The following is a 16,085-nucleotide window of genomic DNA, read 5'->3' as shown; positions in this document are numbered from 1 at the left end:
CCTTGTGCCTCCAGTCGATGGTCCGGCAATGAGCAGCGAGGCGCTTTTCCAGCTTGACGCGGTCTCTTTTGCCATATCCGGGCGCACGCTTCTGCAGCCCCTGACGCTGACACTCGCACCGCGACGCACGGTCGGCCTTATCGGTCACAACGGCTCCGGAAAGTCGACACTGCTGAAACTGCTCGCGCGTCAGCAGCCTCCGGCAGGCGGCACCATCCGTTTTGAAGGCAAGCCGCTGGCAGATTGGGGCGACAGGGCCTTCGCCCGCAAGGTCGCCTATCTGCCCCAGGCGACGCCGGCTGCCGCCGGTATGCTGGTGCGCGAACTCGTGGCGCTCGGCCGTTATCCCTGGCATGGCGCCCTTGGACGTTTCGGTCAGACGGATCGCGACAAGGTCGAGGAAGCCATGCAGCTCACCGATGTGGTCGGCATGGCCGACCGCCTCGTAGATACGCTTTCAGGCGGCGAACGCCAGCGTGTCTGGCTTGCCATGCTGGTTGCCCAGGATGCCGAATGCCTCCTGCTCGACGAACCCATCTCCGCCCTCGACGTGGCCCACCAGATCGAAGTGCTGTCGCTGGTGCAGAGCCTCAGCCATGCCAAGGGGCTTGGCGTCGTCGTCGTGCTGCACGATGTCAACATGGCTGCGCGCTTCTGCGATCACATCATTGCCTTGCACTCGGGCAGGATCATCGCCGACGGACCGCCGGACGATATCCTTACCCCCGAAGCGCTGCGCGCCATATACGGCCTCGAGATGCACATCATGCAGCATCCCACATCGCAGCATTCGGTGGCGATACCGGTATGAGATGACGGGAACGGCGGCGTCGCCTCAACGGTGACAGATGCGCCAGCATTGCTCCGTGCGTTCGACCGCAGGTTTGAGCCTTGGAATTGCTCTGGAGAAATACGCGCTCTTCCATCGGCGTCCAATCGCCGCGAAGAGCGAAGCTGCAAGACTTCATGCATTCTCCCGTTGTCCCCTCCCGCTGTCGCGGGAGCAAGGCTGACCCGCATCCGACATCGATCACGACCGAATGCTTGCGCCATCGATGGATCGGCGGTAGCGTAATATTCAGCTGAATATAACGCTACCTTGGACCATGACCATTCTTCTCAATCACAAGCGTGTACCGGGATTGACGATTGCCGATCTCAATCCGTCGGGAACCATCGTGAAGGCCGTGGATGCGGATCCGCCGGCGAAGTCGCCGCGCCTGAGAACATGGGAGCTTCCATCGATGTTTCATTGTTCGATCGTCGGCACATGCCTGACGACGGGCGAACTGCGTCAGGTACTGGCGAAGATCGGCGACATCGATGCAAAGAGCGCGTCCGATCACGCGCTCCACAGCCGGGGAGTCCGGGCGGCCGGGCAGCGCGACATCGCCGGAAAACTGCTGAACAAGTCCCTCGACAAGCGTCACGAGCGGATCATCAAGCGCTTTTCGAGGCTGTCGACCGCCGATCAGATCAAGCGGCAATGGAATGAAGCGGTCGACGACGGGGATATTGCAGGCGCTTATTGGGCCGTTATGAGCCATCCCGTCAGCGATCGTGCGCTTATCCAGGAAGTCTTCGGCGAGGTGCACATGCTCTCGCATCTGGTGGGCAGCTCGAGCAGATTGGATATTGCCCGGCTTCGAAAACTCCAGCTCGAAGTCGAGGCGAAAGACGAGAAGATTGCACGGCAGGAAGAGCGGATCCGCATCATGTCGGAGGATCGTGCCGGGCTGCAGAACCGTGTCGGGCAGTTGGAGACGAGCCTTCTTCAGGCGCGCGCGCTCCTGATCGACGCCCCACAGGCCTCGGACGGCTCGAAAAAGAGCCTGAATCTCCTGGCCAAGATGGATGCCGCTCAGGAGAGGGCCGAGGAGCTCGCGGCACGCCTTTTCGCCATGGAAGCCAGATTGGCCGAAGCCGAAAGAAGGGCATCGCAATTTGCCGAGCAGAACCGGGTGCTGCAGCATGAGCTCGATCTCGTCGCCGACCTTGTCGAGCCTGCGGGTGTCCAGAGTTCCGCCGTTGCGCCGAACGTGGATGTCGCGGTCCTCTATGTCGGCGGACGACCGGGCTCCTTCGACCGGATAGGGGCAATCGGCGAGCGTCGTGGGGTGCAGGTCCTGTTCCACGATGGCGGCATGGAGGACAATCTGTCGCTGTTGCCGGCGCTGGTCGGACAGGCGGTTTCAGTGGTTTTTCCCGTCGATTGCATCAGCCATTCGGCGGCAGGCATCGTCAAGCGTCTCTGCCGTGAAAGCGGCAAGCGCTATGTTCCGATACGGTCAGCGAGCCTCGCCAGTTTCCTGGCGGCCGTCGAGAACATGTCCCTGACCGCGGGCTAGGGCCCATCATTGCGAGGATCGCCGGTGCTGATCAGACATTTGTCCTTTTTCGTCGTGCTCGCGGAAGAGAGGCATTTCGCAAAGGCGGCGGAACTCTGCAACATTACCCAGCCGACCCTGTCGGCGGCCATCCGAAAGCTTGAGGACGATCTGAAGACGACGCTGATCGTGCGCGGCAACCGCTACATGGGCCTGACGCCCGACGGGGAGCGCGTTCTCGAATGGGGTCGCCAGATTCTCTTCGACTACGATAGCCTCCAGAAGGATCTGAAAGGATCGCAGAAAGGATTGGCCGGCACGCTTCGCATCGGCGCCATTCCCGCTGCCATGCCCGCTGTCTCTTTTCTTTCGGAGCGCTTCAGCGAGGAGCATCCGGACGCCACGATCGAGATCAAGTCCATGACCTCGCGCGCCATCCAGCATTCTCTCGATACCTTCGAAATCGACGGCGGCTTGACCTATCTGGAAAACGAACCGCTGGAGAATGTCAGGCGTATTCCGCTTTATCATGAGCGCTACGTCTTCGTATGTCGCTCCGATCACCCCTTCGCCGATCGTCCCTCCGTCACATGGGCGGAAGCCGCCTCTGAAACGCTCTGCCTCCTGAGTGAGGATATGCAGAACAGGCGCATTCTCAATGGCATTGCGGCATCGGCCGGCTTGACGATAAGGCCGCCGGTGGTGACCAACTCCTTCCTCGCGGTCTGCTCCCATATCCGCAACGGCCTTTGGTGCAGCATCGTCCCGCACACGTTTTTCTATGTCTTCGGGGATAGATCAGACCTGGTTGCCATCGACCTGACTGATCCGGATCAGACGCATGCCGTCGGTCTGGTCATTTCCGATCGATCGCCGCAGTCGCCGATGACGAAAGCGTTGATCCGCTGCCTGCAGGGAGCGGATTTCGACCGCGAGTTCCAGGACCGAATGCCGATAAATCAGGCGTCATCGACTTTGTCTATCGCGCGGTAGAAAGCTTTCATTTGCCAGCCTCTGGATGCCGTGAGAGCATTCCTCTCGTTGAAACGATGTTCCGTGCAAACGGACCGTGGCTTTAGGAAACACCGGCAACTGACCTGCCTCGGGGCAACCTGGCGCTGGCCAATTCCTCCAGAAACAATCTCTGCGAACGGCGGACAAGTTCACGCTGCCGACGGTGTCTCCCTTTGCCCAAAATCTAAGGAGATGAACATGGCTAAAGTGGTTTGCGTTCTTTATGACGACCCGATTAACGGCTATCCGACATCCTATGCTCGCGATTCACTTCCGGTAATCGAGCGTTATCCCGATGGGCAGACGCTGCCGACGCCGAAGGCGATCGATTTCGTTGCCGGCAGCCTGCTGGGCAGCGTGTCCGGCGAGCTGGGACTGCGCAAATACCTGGAAGCGAACGGCCACAGCTTCGTCGTGACCTCGGACAAGGACGGCCCGGATTCGGCGTTCGAGCGGGAACTGGTCGACGCCGATGTCGTCATTTCCCAGCCGTTCTGGCCCGCCTATCTCACCGCCGAGCGCATCGCCAAGGCGAAGAAGCTGAAGCTTGCGCTGACGGCGGGTATAGGCTCGGACCATGTCGACCTTCAGGCCGCGATCGACCGCGGGATCACGGTGGCGGAAGTCACCTACTGCAATTCGATCAGCGTGGCCGAACATGTGGTCATGACGATCCTCAATCTGGTGCGTAACTATACTCCGTCGCATCAATGGGCCGTCGACGGCGGATGGAACATCGCCGATTGCGTCGAACGCTCCTACGATGTCGAAGGGATGCATGTCGGCACGGTGGCTGCCGGCCGCATCGGCGTTGGCGTGCTGCGCCGCCTCAAGCCTTTCGGAATGCATCTGCACTATACGGATCGTCACCGCCTGCCGAAAGAGGTGGAGACGGAGCTGGGCCTGACCTGGCACGAAACGCGGGAGGACATGTATCCGGCCTGCGATGTCGTGACGCTCAACGTGCCGCTCCATCCGGAGACGGAGCACATGATCAACGACAAGACGCTGAAGCTGTTCAAGCGGGGCGCCTATCTGGTCAATACCGCGCGCGGCAAGCTTTGCGACCGCGACGCCGTTGCCCGGGCGCTGGAGAGCGGGCAGTTGGCCGGTTACGGCGGCGACGTCTGGTTCCCGCAGCCTGCGCCGAAAGACCACCCATGGCGGACGACGCCGCATATCTCGGGCACATCGCTGTCGGCACAGACGCGCTATGCGGCCGGCACGCGTGAGATTCTCGAATGCTTCTTCGAGGGTCGTCCGATCCGCGACGAATATCTGATCGTCCAGAGCGGTCAGCTGGCCGGTGTCGGCGCTCACTCCTATTCCAAGGGCAATGCCACGGGCGGCTCGGAAGAAGCCGAGAAATTCAAGCGCGGCTAGCGAATGGAGGGGCGGCGACCTTGTCGCCGCACCTTTGCCTGAGATGCCCGTGCGCAAATTTCCCATCACCATTGATAGTGCAGGCTTGCCGTCACGATGCGGCCATTTCCGTAGAAGCATCCGCCTGCGGAAAAGCATGAGGCCACATAGGTCCTGTCGAAAAGATTGGAGACGTTGACCGCCCCGCGCCATCCTTTCATTTGCGGATGGGCCGCACCGAAATCGTAGCCGAGCGCGGCGTCGAACAAGGTTGCGTCGGGAACGTAGAACGTGTTCGCATTGTTTCCCGCAGATTTCCCGACATAGCGTATTCCCCCGCCAAGGCTCAGGCCCTCGAGTGCTCCGGTGGCGAACTTGTAGTTCGCCCACAATGATGCCGCTTGCTTCGGGACGCCGACCAGACGGTTGCCGATGACCGACGAATCGGTGTCCTTCTCAACGACGGTATCGAGATAGGTGAAAGCGCCGATCAGATCGAGCTCGTCGGTGAGTTCGACACGGGCCTCAAGCTCCACCCCGCGCGATCGTGCCGCGCCCGTTTGAACATAGAATAACGGGTTGCTCGGATCGGTAACGCTGATGTTCCTCCGATGAATGTCGAAGAGGGAGGCGGTGAAGGAGGCATCCCAGCCGACTGGCTGATAACGCAAGCCGACTTCCGTCTGGCGTGCCTTGGACGGTTTGTAGGCCTCGCCGCCGGCATCGACGCCAGCGGTGGGCTGGAAGGAGGTCGAATAGCTGAAATAGGGGGTCAGTCCATTGTCGAAGAGATAGACGGCACCGATCCTGCCCGAGAATGCATGATCGTACTGGCTCTGGCTTGAGCCGGTCAGGCGATCCTGAGTGTCGCCGAATGCCCAGTCCTCTCGCGCCCCGAGCGTAACAACCAAACGATCCGCGCGGATCTGGTCCTGAAGATAGAGGCCGGCCTGATCGGTTGCCTGGCGGGCATGGCTGGCAAGTTGCGGCCTGTCGAATGGCTGATCGTAGACCGGCGAAAGATAATTGATCGCCGGGACGATACCCCAGCCGGAGCTCCTATTGTTATCCACTGTCCGTTGATAACTGACGCCGCCCAGCAATACGTGCTGCAAAGGGCCGGTGTCGGCACGATATTCGACCTGATTGTCGACAGCGACGCCGTCGAGCCTTTCCTGATCCCATATGGCAAGGCGATTGAGGTCGCCCGCCGTTACGCCGAACGGTGCATAATAATTGATAGCGAAGCCTTTGAAGCTCGTATCCACATGGGAGTAGCGGAGGGTTTGCCGAACCGTCAGGGCATCGCTGAAGCGATGCTCGAGATTGTAGCCGATCATGTATTGCTGCCGGTCGTAGTCGTCATAATTTGGGTCTCCCAGAAAGAAGCTGCGGCGAATGCGACCGGCCGGACCTGGAAAAAGCGTACCCTCGGCCGGCAGCCAGCCGGCGAAATTGTTGTCCGGATCGTTCTGGTAGAAACCGTAGATGGTGAGCTTGGTATCTTCGTCCGGCTTCCATGAGAGCGTCGGCGCGAGCACGATGCGTTGTTGCTTGGAGAAATCGAACTGCTCGTCGGTGCGGCGGCCGAGACCGTTCAGCCGATACGACCAGACGCCGTCATCCGTAAGAGGACCGCCGAAATCGAAGCTCGTCTGGATACGATTGCGATTGCCGGTCTCGATGCCGACGTCATGATACGGATCGTCGGTTGGCTGCTTGCTTACCATGTTGACGATACCGCCCGGCGCGGCCTGACCATAAAGAACCGAGGCCGGGCCACGCAGGACTTCAACCCGTTCCAGCGTCGAAGGGTCTATGACCTGTGCGGCATATCCCGTGCCGGTCATGAGCGGCAGCCCGTCGAGGAACTGTGGATTGGTGGCCGCGACACCATAGCCGCCGAAGCCGCGCAGAAACACGCTTTCAAGCACGCCGCCGACACGGCTGTCGGCAAAGACGCCGGGCGTATAGCGAAGACTGTCGCCGACGCTCAAAGGGTTCTGCTGGTTCATCTGTTCACGGGTGACGACGGAAACAGCCTGCGGCACCTCGTTGATCGGCGTATCTGTCTTGGAGCCCGTGGTTGTCCCATGGGCGACTATCCCGTTTACCGGACCATCGCCGCGTTCCCCGCGAAGTACGATCGGCGCGAGTTCGGTCGTGCCGGAGCCGGCGGCGGATTGCGAACCGGCCGCGGCTGCTTTTTCAGCCGCGACGTTGCTTCCGGCGGTTACCCGCCGTGCTTTTGGCGACAGCCGGGAGGCCGTTGTCGCGGTCTCGGCCGGAGGGTTCGCAGACCCTAGCGGAGACATCTCCTGGGCGAGGCCATCGGCCGATGAGTACAGCAGGACCGAAAGTGCGAAGCCGGTGGCAAGGGTCCTGTGCGGTTTATAAATCCTATCATCCGATGTTTTATGATGGCGATCTGTTCGGCTTGCGATATTCGGCATGTGTTCGGTCCGTGGTCAGTGTGGAATGCGCGGACGGTACGGTGGCATCAGCCCGGAGTCAATAACATAGGATGTTAGAATGTTTATCGAAGGTGCCGTCGTTGAAACCGCCGTGCCATCCATCGGCCTTGTGATGCGAACAGGCGCAATTCGATATCCGCTCAACCCTGCGGTACGAGGAGAATATCGACCGTCAGGCGCTGGCGGCTCAGCCAAGGAGCGGCTGCGCGTCTCATGGAACCGCGCACCGCTCTATCTCTTTGTTTTACGAGATTTCAGACGGAAAACGCTGTGGACTTTGCCTGAAATAGCTTGAGTACAGCAAAGAGCGTTTTCTTGGTATCGACCGTTCGGCCCGTCCGCGCCCGCATGTGCGTGCCCGGCAAGGGGAACCGGCCGCCAGCGTGCGGCAGTATGGCCGGAAGCGTCTATTGAGAGGATCGGCCTTCCGCCGCCAGCGCTGCGATCAGGGGCGCGACGACGGCACGGGCTGCAAGCGCGGCTGCTTCATCATCTTGCTGCTCGATGGCGTCCACGATCGCTACGTGGGCTTGCTGATCCGGCTCCGGCAGGCCGTCGTCATCCAATGCCGAAAGAGTGTTGAGGCGCACCGTGTTGGAGAAGTAACGGTAGAGTTCGGCCAGCGCGGTGTTGCCGGAAATTTGGGCGATGGCGCTGTGAAAACGGAGGTCGGCATCGACGAAGGCCTCGCGCTCACGCTTGTCTTCCCGTTCTTTGAGAAGACGGCGGAGCAGAATGACGTCCGCCTTGGTGCGACAGTCTGCGGCGAGCCGGGCAGCCTCCGTCTCCAGCATCGCCCGCAGCTCGAAATGATCCCGAAGGCTTGCTCTGCTCACCCGGCGCATCACCTCCGCCGGGTCGACATTCGACCGTACGTAGGTGCCGTCGCCCTGGCGGACTTCGAGAACATTGGCGTGAGAGAGCACGCGTATCGCTTCCCGGACGGTATTGCGGCCCACCTGGAGCATATCCGCGAGTTCCTGTTCCTTTGGAATGCGCTCGCCGACTTTCCAGGCCGCGCTTTCGATCTGGGCGCGGATGAGTTCAATCGTCGATTCAACGAGGGAGCGCCGGGGCGCATGGGGAAGCGTGACAGAGTTGGACATGGCGCGTCTCACAACGGGAAAAACCCGATCATCCTATGTGAGAATGTTTGATTTGCCCAGATGCTTGACCAGGCTTCTTTTTAAACATAGGATGATCCTATTTTAAAGTTTCTTGAAGGCAACCGAGGGGCTTGGCCCCCCAGTTTCAGTCCGGCCTTTTAACCGGTGATCGGATTGCATTTGAGACAGGATCGGAATGGCAGGCAATGATGGCGGTCACCGCGGCATGGCGAAATCAGTTTGGCTGGCGTATGCGTGCGCGGCTGAAAATCATCCCTTCCATCTGGCTGCGCCTCGATTTGTTTACGCCGCAATGGGGCCATGTTCTGCGCTCGGTGCTGGCTGCCGCGCTTGCTCTCGGGATCGGGTTTGTCTGCCAGGTGGAAACGCCTTATTCGGCGGCCTCGACCGTGCTGCTCGTCGCCAACGCAAGTCAGGGCGCCGTTCTTGCCAAGGGATTCTGGCGCGTCGCCGGGACGCTGGTAGGCGGCATCGTTGCGATTCTTCTCATGGGCTTGTTCGCGCAGACTCCCGCCCTTTTTCTGCTCGCATTCGGCCTCTGGCTTGGGCTTTGCACCGGCGGCGCGATGATCTTCCGCCATTTCCGGGCATCGGGAACGGCGGTGGCAGGCTATACGATCGGCCTGGCAACGTACGGCTCGCTCGAGCATCCCGACACATCGCTTGAACATGCCCTCGGCCGCATCGCGACCGTCGTGCTCGGCGTGGTGTGCCTGGCCGTCGTCACGGCGTTGTTCTCGGCCAGGGTTAGCCCGTCCAGGTTCCATGCCGGCTTCGCACGCCTCATCGGTGCCGTGGGACGTGTTATGACGGCAAAACTGTCAGGTGAGGCGAGACGAGACATGGCGCCGGCCGTCGGGTTGGTGCCGGAATTGTTCGCCCTGGATGATTTGCTGGAACTGGCATCGGCAGAATCCGCCGAAGTGGCCTTGCGTGCGGGCGCCGTGCGTGAGGGGATGGCGGCGCTGCTTGCCGGTCTGGTCGGCGCAACCGCGTGGTCGTCGACCGGGCCTCTGCATCCCATCATCGAGCGTGCAGCGAGCCGTATCCGGCAGGCCGTCGATACCGCGTCCGAGGCGCTGAATTCGATAGACGGTGTTGAACAGGCACGCGCTTCGATCGCGGCCGCTCGTCACGATCTGCAGGCCCTTGTCGTTGAAGCGGAAAGCCTGGAGGGTGCGGAAAAGCTGGATGTTCCGATCCAGCTCGACCGGATGATCGAGCTGGCCGAGGATTATGAAGCCGCGCTGGTCGGTCTGGCGCGGCTGCGCAGCGGCCGACTGGATGCCCGCCGATCCTACCGGTTTCACCGCGATTGGCGCGCGGGCTTGGATAACGGCCTACGATCGTTCCTGGCGATTGTTCTTGGGGGCGCGTTCTGGATAGCGACGGCGTGGCCGGACGGATCGCTGATGCTGCTCGTGCTCGCGCCCTATTGTGCGCTGCTGGCCATGGCGGGCAATCCGGCCGCCGGCGCTGTTGAGTTCGTCAAAGGTACGGTCGTCGCGGTTCCTGCCAGTTTCATATGCGCCTTTATCGTCCTGCCGCAGATTGACGGCTTTCCTCTGCTGATCGTCGCGCTGGTCCCGTTCTGGATCGCAGGGCTCTACGCGACGACGAAACCGAAATTTGCTGCCGCTTCGCTTGCCTATCTGGTGGCGTTCAACACCCTCGTCGGAGCCGCCAATCCGATGACATACAACTTTGCCGCCTGGTGCAATCAGGTTTGCGGCTGGCTGGCCGGCGTGATCGTCACGCTGCTGTGCTTTCGTATCATCCTGCCGCGCAATCCGGGCAAGGAGGCAGGCCGCATAGCGGTGAAGATTCGCGACGACGTGCTTGCCATCGCGAGACGTGACGGGCGATGGGACCGGCATGCCTGGGAGCATCTCCAGCATCACCGCCTGTCTCGCATCGCGCTTGCGTTGAAGGGCGATCCTGCTCGGCAGCGCTTGATGATGGAAGATGGGCTTGCCGGCATCCATGCGGGTCGTGCGTTGTTGCGGATCCGCAATACGCTTCGCCAAAACCATTTTCCAGCCACTGCGCTTTCGCTGACGCTCGCTGTCCTGGCCGATTCAAAAAGCTGGAGCCTTGCGCCTGCCGAAGCGGCAAACACGCTTCGAGCAATTGCGGAGCTGCTTCTTTCGGCCAATTCAGGCGATCCATCAGCGCAAGGGCCGGTTCACCAGGTTGCCGTGGCTTTGGCGGATCTCAGCTCACTGATCGGCGCCCATCCCGGCTTCTTCGCCCTTGCGGAGAGTGCGTAATGCTGGCCGAAGTCAATATTGCGGGCATCTATATCCCGCCGCTTCTATTCTATGCCTGCATCGCACTGCCGGTCTTCATGCTGTTGCAGACGATCTTGGCGCGTATCGGCGTGTTGCGCCGGGTCTGGCATCCCGCATTGGTCGAGTTTGCCATGGCGCTCTCGATCTTCGCCCTCTTTATCCTCTTCATTTGAGTTGCATGATGCATAATTTGAGTCTCTGGATACGCTCCGCCCTTTCCTTCATCATTCTTACTGTCACCGGCTTGCTCGTCATCGCGCTCTGGCAACAATATGTGCTTGCGCCATGGACACGCGATGGCCGGGTGAGCGCGGACATCGTGCGGATTGCGCCCGAAGTCTCCGGAACGGTGCTCTCCGTTTCGGCTGCCGACAACGAATATGTGCGTCGCGGCGACATTCTGTATGCCATCGATCCGAAACGGTTTGAGCTCGCCATCGCGTCGGCGCAAGCCGATCTGGAAGCCAAGCGTCAGGACATGCTCGTTCGCCAGTCGACGGCCCAGCGACGGAACCGGCTGCGCGATGTCGTGTCCCAGGAGGACGTCCAGCAGACAGCCGGGGCTGCAGCGCAGGCGAGCGCGGCCTATCAAGGCGCGCAGGCAGCGCTCGACCTCGCCAAACTCAATCTTGCGCGGGCCACCATCCGATCGCCTGTCGACGGATACGTCGCCAATCTGCGTCTGCGCCCCGGAGACTATGCAACGGCTGGCGAGACGAAGATCGCAGTCGTCGATGCGAGCAGCTTCCGGATTACCGGCTATTTCGAGGAGACGAAGCTTCGGCGGATCGGTATCGGCAGTCCGGCGCAGATCATGCTGATGGGCTTCGACAACCCGCTCTCGGGGCATGTGGAAAGCATCGGACGGGGCATCGAGGACAGCAATGACGCCCCCGGCCAGTCTGGCCTGCCGAGCGTCGAGGCGGCGTTTACCTGGGTGCGGCTTGCCCAGCGCATTCCCGTGCGCATCCATATCGACCGGGTGCCGTCAAGCATCGAGCTGACGGCCGGCATGACGGCAAGCGTTGCCGTGGGACCTGCGATCGCCTCCGACGCGCCAAGAGGCCGTCTGATTTCTCTGTTGCGGGCGGTCGAGTGACCAGGATGCGGGGCAGGCTGTCAGGCATGCGCGCGGCCGTCAACTCGCAACCGTCGGTTCGAATCCGGTCAAACCGAACCGTGAAGCCGATAACCGAGTCATCGGAATGATCTACTCAGGTTTCCGTGCCAAATTGTCGTTGCGGAAGTGCGAAAAACGCTATAAGCGGAGTTTTAAACTCCAGTTTTAGCGTAGTCGCAGGCGCCTCTCGTGACGACAAAGCAATCTGAAATCGAATCTCTTTACACCTCCGAGCGAGGGCGGCTTGAGCGCCTGGCCGGGCGCAAGGTCGGCCGATCGAATGCCGCGGATGTGGTGCAGGATGTATTTGCGGCCGTCTGGTCTCGGGCGATGGAGCACATCACGCTGACGCCTGCCTATCTCTCGCGCGCAACGCAGTATATGGCGATCAGCCAGTTCCGCGCCGAGCAGCGCCATGAAAGGATTCTCGGCGGTTTGAGGGAGGAGCAGTATGCGCCGCCCGTCATACAGCCCGACCAGATTGTTGCCGCACGCCAGGAAGTCAGGCAGCTGCAAACGGCAATCGCTGGCTTGCCTGAGCGAACGCGTCAGGTCTTCCTGCTCAATCGGCTGCACAATTGCACCTATGACGAGATAGCGTTCGCCCTCAATATTTCCTACAGCACCGTCGAGCGCGAAATCGCAAGAGCGCTTCTTGCCTGCAAGAATGCACCGTAGCAGCGATATTCCTGAGGGTAGGCGGCGCCATCGCGCGATATAAGGTATGAGACGCGCATGGGAAGCCGTGTCCGTATGCTGCAGGGCAGGTGATTTAGGTCAATGGCAGACGATCGACAGCATTTACGCGACCAATCATTGATCGAACGGGAAGCGATTGCCTGGTTCACCCGCATGAACGGCAAGCCATCGCGGCAGGAGCAGAGCGACTTTCAACGCTGGCTGGAGGCATCCCCCGACCATCGGCGGGTCTACGACGAAGTGTGCGGCATGTGGCAGGATCTGGGATCGACCGCGTGGCTCGCGAAGGCGGGCGCGGACCCGGATCTGTCGGTCCCCCTGGAAAAGATCCGGCGCCTTCGGGATGGGCGAAAAATAGGGAAGATCGGACCGATTGTCGTCGGCTGTCTTGCTTTCCTCGTGGCAGGTTGCTGGTTCTGGTTGGAGCGGCCGACCCTTCTGCAGGACATGCAGGCGGATTTCGTGTCGCCGCGAGGCGAGCGGCGGCAGATCACCCTTGATGACGGGTCGCGTGTCTTGCTGGATGCGGACACGGCGATCGATGTTGTGCTGTCAGGCCCGGAAAGGCGAGTACGCCTGTTGCGCGGGACAGCCTTCTTTTCCGTCGTTCACACGGGCAAGCCATTTGTCGTCGAGGCGCAGAACGGTGAGGCGAGGGTCCTTGGCACCGAATTCGACGTCGCCATGAAGGAGGATCGCCAGGTCAGCGTTACGCTTGCGAGAGGCAGCGTCGAAGTCGGCATAAGCGGCGATACGCAAGACGTTCTGTTGAAGCCCGGGGAGAGCGTCGACTACGGCGAATCGGGAATCGGCCAGGTGCAGGAAGCCGTTATTCAGGACGAGATGGCCTGGCACGAGGGCCGGTTCGTGTTCAACAACGCGCGGCTCAGCAATGTGCTTGCCCAGATCGGTCGGTATCGGGATGGCAGGATTGTCGTCATCGGTTCGGCCATCGGCGATCTCAGGGTCAGCGGCAATATCACGCTTGACGACACGGACAAGGCCTTGGCTGCCGTTCAATCCTCCGTCGGATTCCAGATGCACAGCTTCGGCAAACTGACGGTCGTGGGACCATAGGCGGTCGCTGAAGATCCGCCCGGAATTATTTCCATAAAATGTGAGGGTACGCGTTCCTCCCGCGCGATAGACACTATGAGGAGGCCGGCAAGAAGGGCTCGCCGGTTTCTCTCGCGTTTCGAATATAGCAAGGGCGGACGTATGAGGGGCATGACAACGAAAAGCAGGACCTTCGTCCTGCTTGCGGCAACGGTCTTGGCGGGTGTTGCGGAAAACAGCATAAGCTTTGGAGCCGCATGGGCGCAGGCTGTCGACCAGCGAACGCATAATTTCGACATTCCCGCTAAGCCGATCCGCCAGGCCATGAACGATATCGTTCGCGCAACCGGTATCAACGTCGTCTTTCCCGAAACTGCGGCCGCATCGACGATCGGTCGTCCGGTGCACGGTTCCATGAGCACGGCCCAGGCAATCGGCGCGCTTCTTGCCGGCTCCGGGCTGCAATATAATTTCACGAATGCAAATACGGTTACGATCGTCGGCGCCTCTCGCGGCGGCGGCGCCGGCACTTCATCCGACGCGACGACGCTTGCGCCGATCGTCGTCAAAGGCGCATCGGCAACCACCGAGGGGACCAATTCCTATGGCAGCGGTTATGCGAATGTTGCCGGAAAGGAAGAGGTCGCGCTCAAGGAAACTCCACAGTCGGTCTCGGTCGTTACGCGCAAGCGTATCGAGGACCAGAATCTGACGACGCTCGATCAGGCGATCGCCAACGCGACCGGAATGGTGGTGCAGCAGGCGGATTCCGACCGCCCCGCCTATTATTCGCGCGGCTTCCAGGTCAACACGATTCAGATCGGCGGCGTCCCGACGAATATTGCCTTGCCGACGTCGGCGCAGGATCTTGCCATGTACGATCGTGTCGAGGTTCTCAGGGGACCGGCAGGGTTGCTCAACGGGCTCGGTTCCCCCGGCGGCACCATCAATCTCGTCCGCAAGCTCCCGATGGACGAGTTTCACGTTACCGACGAAGTCTCCGCCGGCTCCTATCGCAATCTTCGCAACGAACTCGACGTGACCGGTCCGCTGAACAGCGACGGCAGCCTGCGCGGCCGTGTCGTCGGGACGTTGCAGACCCAGGATTTCAAGGAGGACGACACCTACCGCCGTCTCGGGCAGATCTATGGCGTGCTTGAAGGCGATGTAACGGACAATACGACGATCCGGGGAGGCGCCTACTACCAGAGGAGCCCAGCACGGGAAAACTGGGTCGGCGTCCCCGTGACGACCGACTACAAATTTCTGGATGCGCCCCGCTCGGCGTTCTTCGGCTCGCCCTGGAATAAAAGCACGTATAGCCAGACCGGCGCGTTCGTCGAACTCGAACATGAGTTCGACAACGGCTGGAAGACGAAGGCGACCCTCAACTACGCCCGCTACCAGAGCAACATCATCGCAAATTCGATCAACAGCATGGTCGATCCTTCCTCGTTGACGGCCAATATCGTTGCCAACAAGTGGGCTCAGGACGATCGGCAATACGGGCTCGACTGGTACACGACAGGTCCGGTTGACCTGGGTGGTCGCGAGCACAAGCTGACATTCGGCGTCAATGCCTCGCATGAGGACCTGGGACAGACGAATTATTACGGTCCCGCCGGCGACGAGTTCTATAGCCATACCGGGAGCATTTTCGACTGGGACGTACCCGAGCCGGATTTTCCGAATGTTTATGGCAGGCACACCCTGACGAACCAGTATGGCGTCTACGGCAATGCCCGGATCAGCCTTGCTGATCCCTTGACGCTGGTCGCGGGCGGACGGGTCATCTGGTGGAACAGCTCCTACAAGCCGAATGCCGATGAAAACTACTGGGGCGATACCAGCACGCACGACGACATCGGCCCCAAGGCCATTCCCTTTGCCGGCCTGATCTATGATCTGAACGACACCCTCTCCGTCTATGGGAGCTACGCCAAGATCTTTCAGCCCCAGGTCACGCGGGATGTGAGCGGTAACCTTCTGGCACCCGTGCAAGGTCAGCAATATGAAGTCGGCCTCAAGGGCAGCTTTCTGGACGACAAGCTGAATGCGTCGGTCGCCCTGTTCAGCCTGACGCAGAAGAACCGTGCGATGGCCGATCCCAGCGACCCCACCGGCTCGATTTACTTTGCTCAAGGCAAGGCGCGCGCGCAGGGGGTCGACTTCGAAATCTCCGGCCGGGTGACGGATCAGTGGAATGTCTTTGCCGGCTATACCTACACGAATACCAGGAACTATGACGACAGCAACAGCACGGACTACGTCGCTTTCAGCTCGATCGCGCCCCGTCACCTGTTCAAGCTGTGGACGACCTACACCTTGCCGAACGATCTCGACAAATGGACGATTGGCGGCGGTCTTTATGCCTCCAGCAGTTTCTACAATGAAGACTCCGGCGGAAAGCTGGTGGCGCCGGGTTACATGACGGCTTCGGCATCGGTGTCCTACAAGATCAACGAGCACTACACGGCATCGCTGAGCGTCGATAACATCTTCAACAGGGAATATGTTCGGTCGATCAACAACACGACCACCGGCTTCTACGGCGATCCCCGTACCTTCCTCTTCAAGGTGAAGGCAACGTGGTAGGAACCTTCCGGTTCCCTTCA

Annotated in this window: 13 protein-coding genes; 11 read left to right on the top strand and 2 right to left on the bottom strand. The window is 60.6% G+C overall.

Going from position 1 to position 16,085, the window contains the following annotated elements; genetic code table 11:
- The first annotated feature begins 28 nt into the window (after positions 1–28).
- The 4 genes from ACQZ6J_RS23520 to ACQZ6J_RS23505 all read left to right on the top strand — a co-directional run bounded on the left by ACQZ6J_RS23520 (position 29) and on the right by ACQZ6J_RS23505 (position 4,724).
- The gene (locus ACQZ6J_RS23520; RefSeq protein ID WP_163989279.1) at positions 29–811 is read left to right on the top strand and encodes an ATP-binding cassette domain-containing protein; all 783 of its coding nucleotides are present in this window, start codon (positions 29–31) and stop codon (positions 809–811) included.
- Between the two features lie 295 nt (positions 812–1,106).
- On the top strand, positions 1,107–2,348 hold the full coding sequence (locus tag ACQZ6J_RS23515) for a DUF2325 domain-containing protein (RefSeq protein ID WP_449085821.1): 1,242 nt from the start codon (positions 1,107–1,109) through the stop codon (positions 2,346–2,348).
- A gap of 24 nt (positions 2,349–2,372) precedes the next feature.
- Positions 2,373–3,320 carry a LysR substrate-binding domain-containing protein gene (locus ACQZ6J_RS23510; RefSeq protein WP_163989145.1) on the top strand — a complete coding sequence of 316 codons (948 nt, stop codon included), beginning with the start codon at positions 2,373–2,375 and terminating at the stop codon, positions 3,318–3,320.
- Between the two features lie 219 nt (positions 3,321–3,539).
- Positions 3,540–4,724 carry an NAD-dependent formate dehydrogenase gene (locus ACQZ6J_RS23505; RefSeq protein WP_449085820.1) on the top strand — a complete coding sequence of 395 codons (1,185 nt, stop codon included), beginning with the start codon at positions 3,540–3,542 and terminating at the stop codon, positions 4,722–4,724.
- Positions 4,725–4,789: 65 nt separating this feature from the next.
- On the opposite strand, the gene ACQZ6J_RS23500 is transcribed toward ACQZ6J_RS23505, so the two are convergent.
- A complete protein-coding gene (locus tag ACQZ6J_RS23500; RefSeq protein ID WP_449085819.1) occupies positions 4,790–7,018 on the bottom strand; it encodes a TonB-dependent siderophore receptor in 2,229 nt (742 codons plus the stop codon).
- 217 nt (positions 7,019–7,235) lie between these two features.
- Between ACQZ6J_RS23500 and ACQZ6J_RS23495 the strand changes: the two genes are divergently transcribed.
- Positions 7,236–7,472, top strand: coding sequence for a hypothetical protein (locus ACQZ6J_RS23495; RefSeq protein WP_449085818.1), 237 nt, complete (start codon positions 7,236–7,238; stop codon positions 7,470–7,472).
- Positions 7,473–7,584: 112 nt separating this feature from the next.
- On the opposite strand, the gene ACQZ6J_RS23490 is transcribed toward ACQZ6J_RS23495, so the two are convergent.
- A complete protein-coding gene (locus tag ACQZ6J_RS23490) occupies positions 7,585–8,283 on the bottom strand; it encodes a FadR/GntR family transcriptional regulator (protein WP_449085817.1) in 699 nt (232 codons plus the stop codon).
- 206 nt (positions 8,284–8,489) lie between these two features.
- On the opposite strand from ACQZ6J_RS23490, the gene ACQZ6J_RS23485 reads away from it, so the two are divergent.
- The 6 genes from ACQZ6J_RS23485 to ACQZ6J_RS23460 all read left to right on the top strand — a co-directional run bounded on the left by ACQZ6J_RS23485 (position 8,490) and on the right by ACQZ6J_RS23460 (position 16,065).
- Complete coding sequence (locus ACQZ6J_RS23485; protein WP_449085816.1) at positions 8,490–10,574, top strand: FUSC family protein; 2,085 nt, start codon at positions 8,490–8,492, stop codon at positions 10,572–10,574.
- A complete protein-coding gene (locus ACQZ6J_RS23480; protein ID WP_163989155.1) occupies positions 10,574–10,768 on the top strand; it encodes a DUF1656 domain-containing protein in 195 nt (64 codons plus the stop codon). The genes ACQZ6J_RS23485 and ACQZ6J_RS23480 overlap by 1 nt, the downstream gene beginning before the upstream one ends.
- Positions 10,769–10,776: 8 nt before the next feature.
- The gene (locus tag ACQZ6J_RS23475; RefSeq protein ID WP_449085815.1) at positions 10,777–11,694 is read left to right on the top strand and encodes an efflux RND transporter periplasmic adaptor subunit; all 918 of its coding nucleotides are present in this window, start codon (positions 10,777–10,779) and stop codon (positions 11,692–11,694) included.
- Between the two features lie 210 nt (positions 11,695–11,904).
- Entirely contained in the window at positions 11,905–12,393 is a 489-nt protein-coding gene (locus tag ACQZ6J_RS23470; protein WP_449085814.1) for an RNA polymerase sigma factor, read from the top strand.
- Between the two features lie 102 nt (positions 12,394–12,495).
- On the top strand, positions 12,496–13,491 hold the full coding sequence (locus tag ACQZ6J_RS23465) for a FecR family protein (protein ID WP_449085813.1): 996 nt from the start codon (positions 12,496–12,498) through the stop codon (positions 13,489–13,491).
- Positions 13,492–13,641: 150 nt separating this feature from the next.
- Positions 13,642–16,065 carry a TonB-dependent siderophore receptor gene (locus ACQZ6J_RS23460; RefSeq protein ID WP_449085812.1) on the top strand — a complete coding sequence of 808 codons (2,424 nt, stop codon included), beginning with the start codon at positions 13,642–13,644 and terminating at the stop codon, positions 16,063–16,065.
- Positions 16,066–16,085: the final 20 nt, after the last annotated feature.

Source organism: Rhizobium sp. A37_96, assembly GCF_053521765.1.
The sequence above is the reverse complement of the archived record's forward strand: the minus strand, read 5'-3'. Positions and strand labels throughout refer to the sequence as shown.

Coding starts and splice junctions, on each gene's coding strand:
- ACQZ6J_RS23520 (WP_163989279.1), top strand. CDS start 29: ATGAGCAGCGAGGCGCTTTTCCAGCTTGACGCGGTCTCTTTTGCCATA.
- ACQZ6J_RS23515 (WP_449085821.1), top strand. CDS start 1,107: ATGACCATTCTTCTCAATCACAAGCGTGTACCGGGATTGACGATTGCC.
- ACQZ6J_RS23505 (WP_449085820.1), top strand. CDS start 3,540: ATGGCTAAAGTGGTTTGCGTTCTTTATGACGACCCGATTAACGGCTAT.
- ACQZ6J_RS23500 (WP_449085819.1), bottom strand. CDS start 7,018: ATGTCTCCGCTAGGGTCTGCGAACCCTCCGGCCGAGACCGCGACAACG.
- ACQZ6J_RS23495 (WP_449085818.1), top strand. CDS start 7,236: ATGTTTATCGAAGGTGCCGTCGTTGAAACCGCCGTGCCATCCATCGGC.
- ACQZ6J_RS23490 (WP_449085817.1), bottom strand. CDS start 8,283: ATGTCCAACTCTGTCACGCTTCCCCATGCGCCCCGGCGCTCCCTCGTT.
- ACQZ6J_RS23485 (WP_449085816.1), top strand. CDS start 8,490: ATGATGGCGGTCACCGCGGCATGGCGAAATCAGTTTGGCTGGCGTATG.
- ACQZ6J_RS23480 (WP_163989155.1), top strand. CDS start 10,574: ATGCTGGCCGAAGTCAATATTGCGGGCATCTATATCCCGCCGCTTCTA.
- ACQZ6J_RS23475 (WP_449085815.1), top strand. CDS start 10,777: ATGCATAATTTGAGTCTCTGGATACGCTCCGCCCTTTCCTTCATCATT.
- ACQZ6J_RS23465 (WP_449085813.1), top strand. CDS start 12,496: ATGGCAGACGATCGACAGCATTTACGCGACCAATCATTGATCGAACGG.
- ACQZ6J_RS23460 (WP_449085812.1), top strand. CDS start 13,642: ATGACAACGAAAAGCAGGACCTTCGTCCTGCTTGCGGCAACGGTCTTG.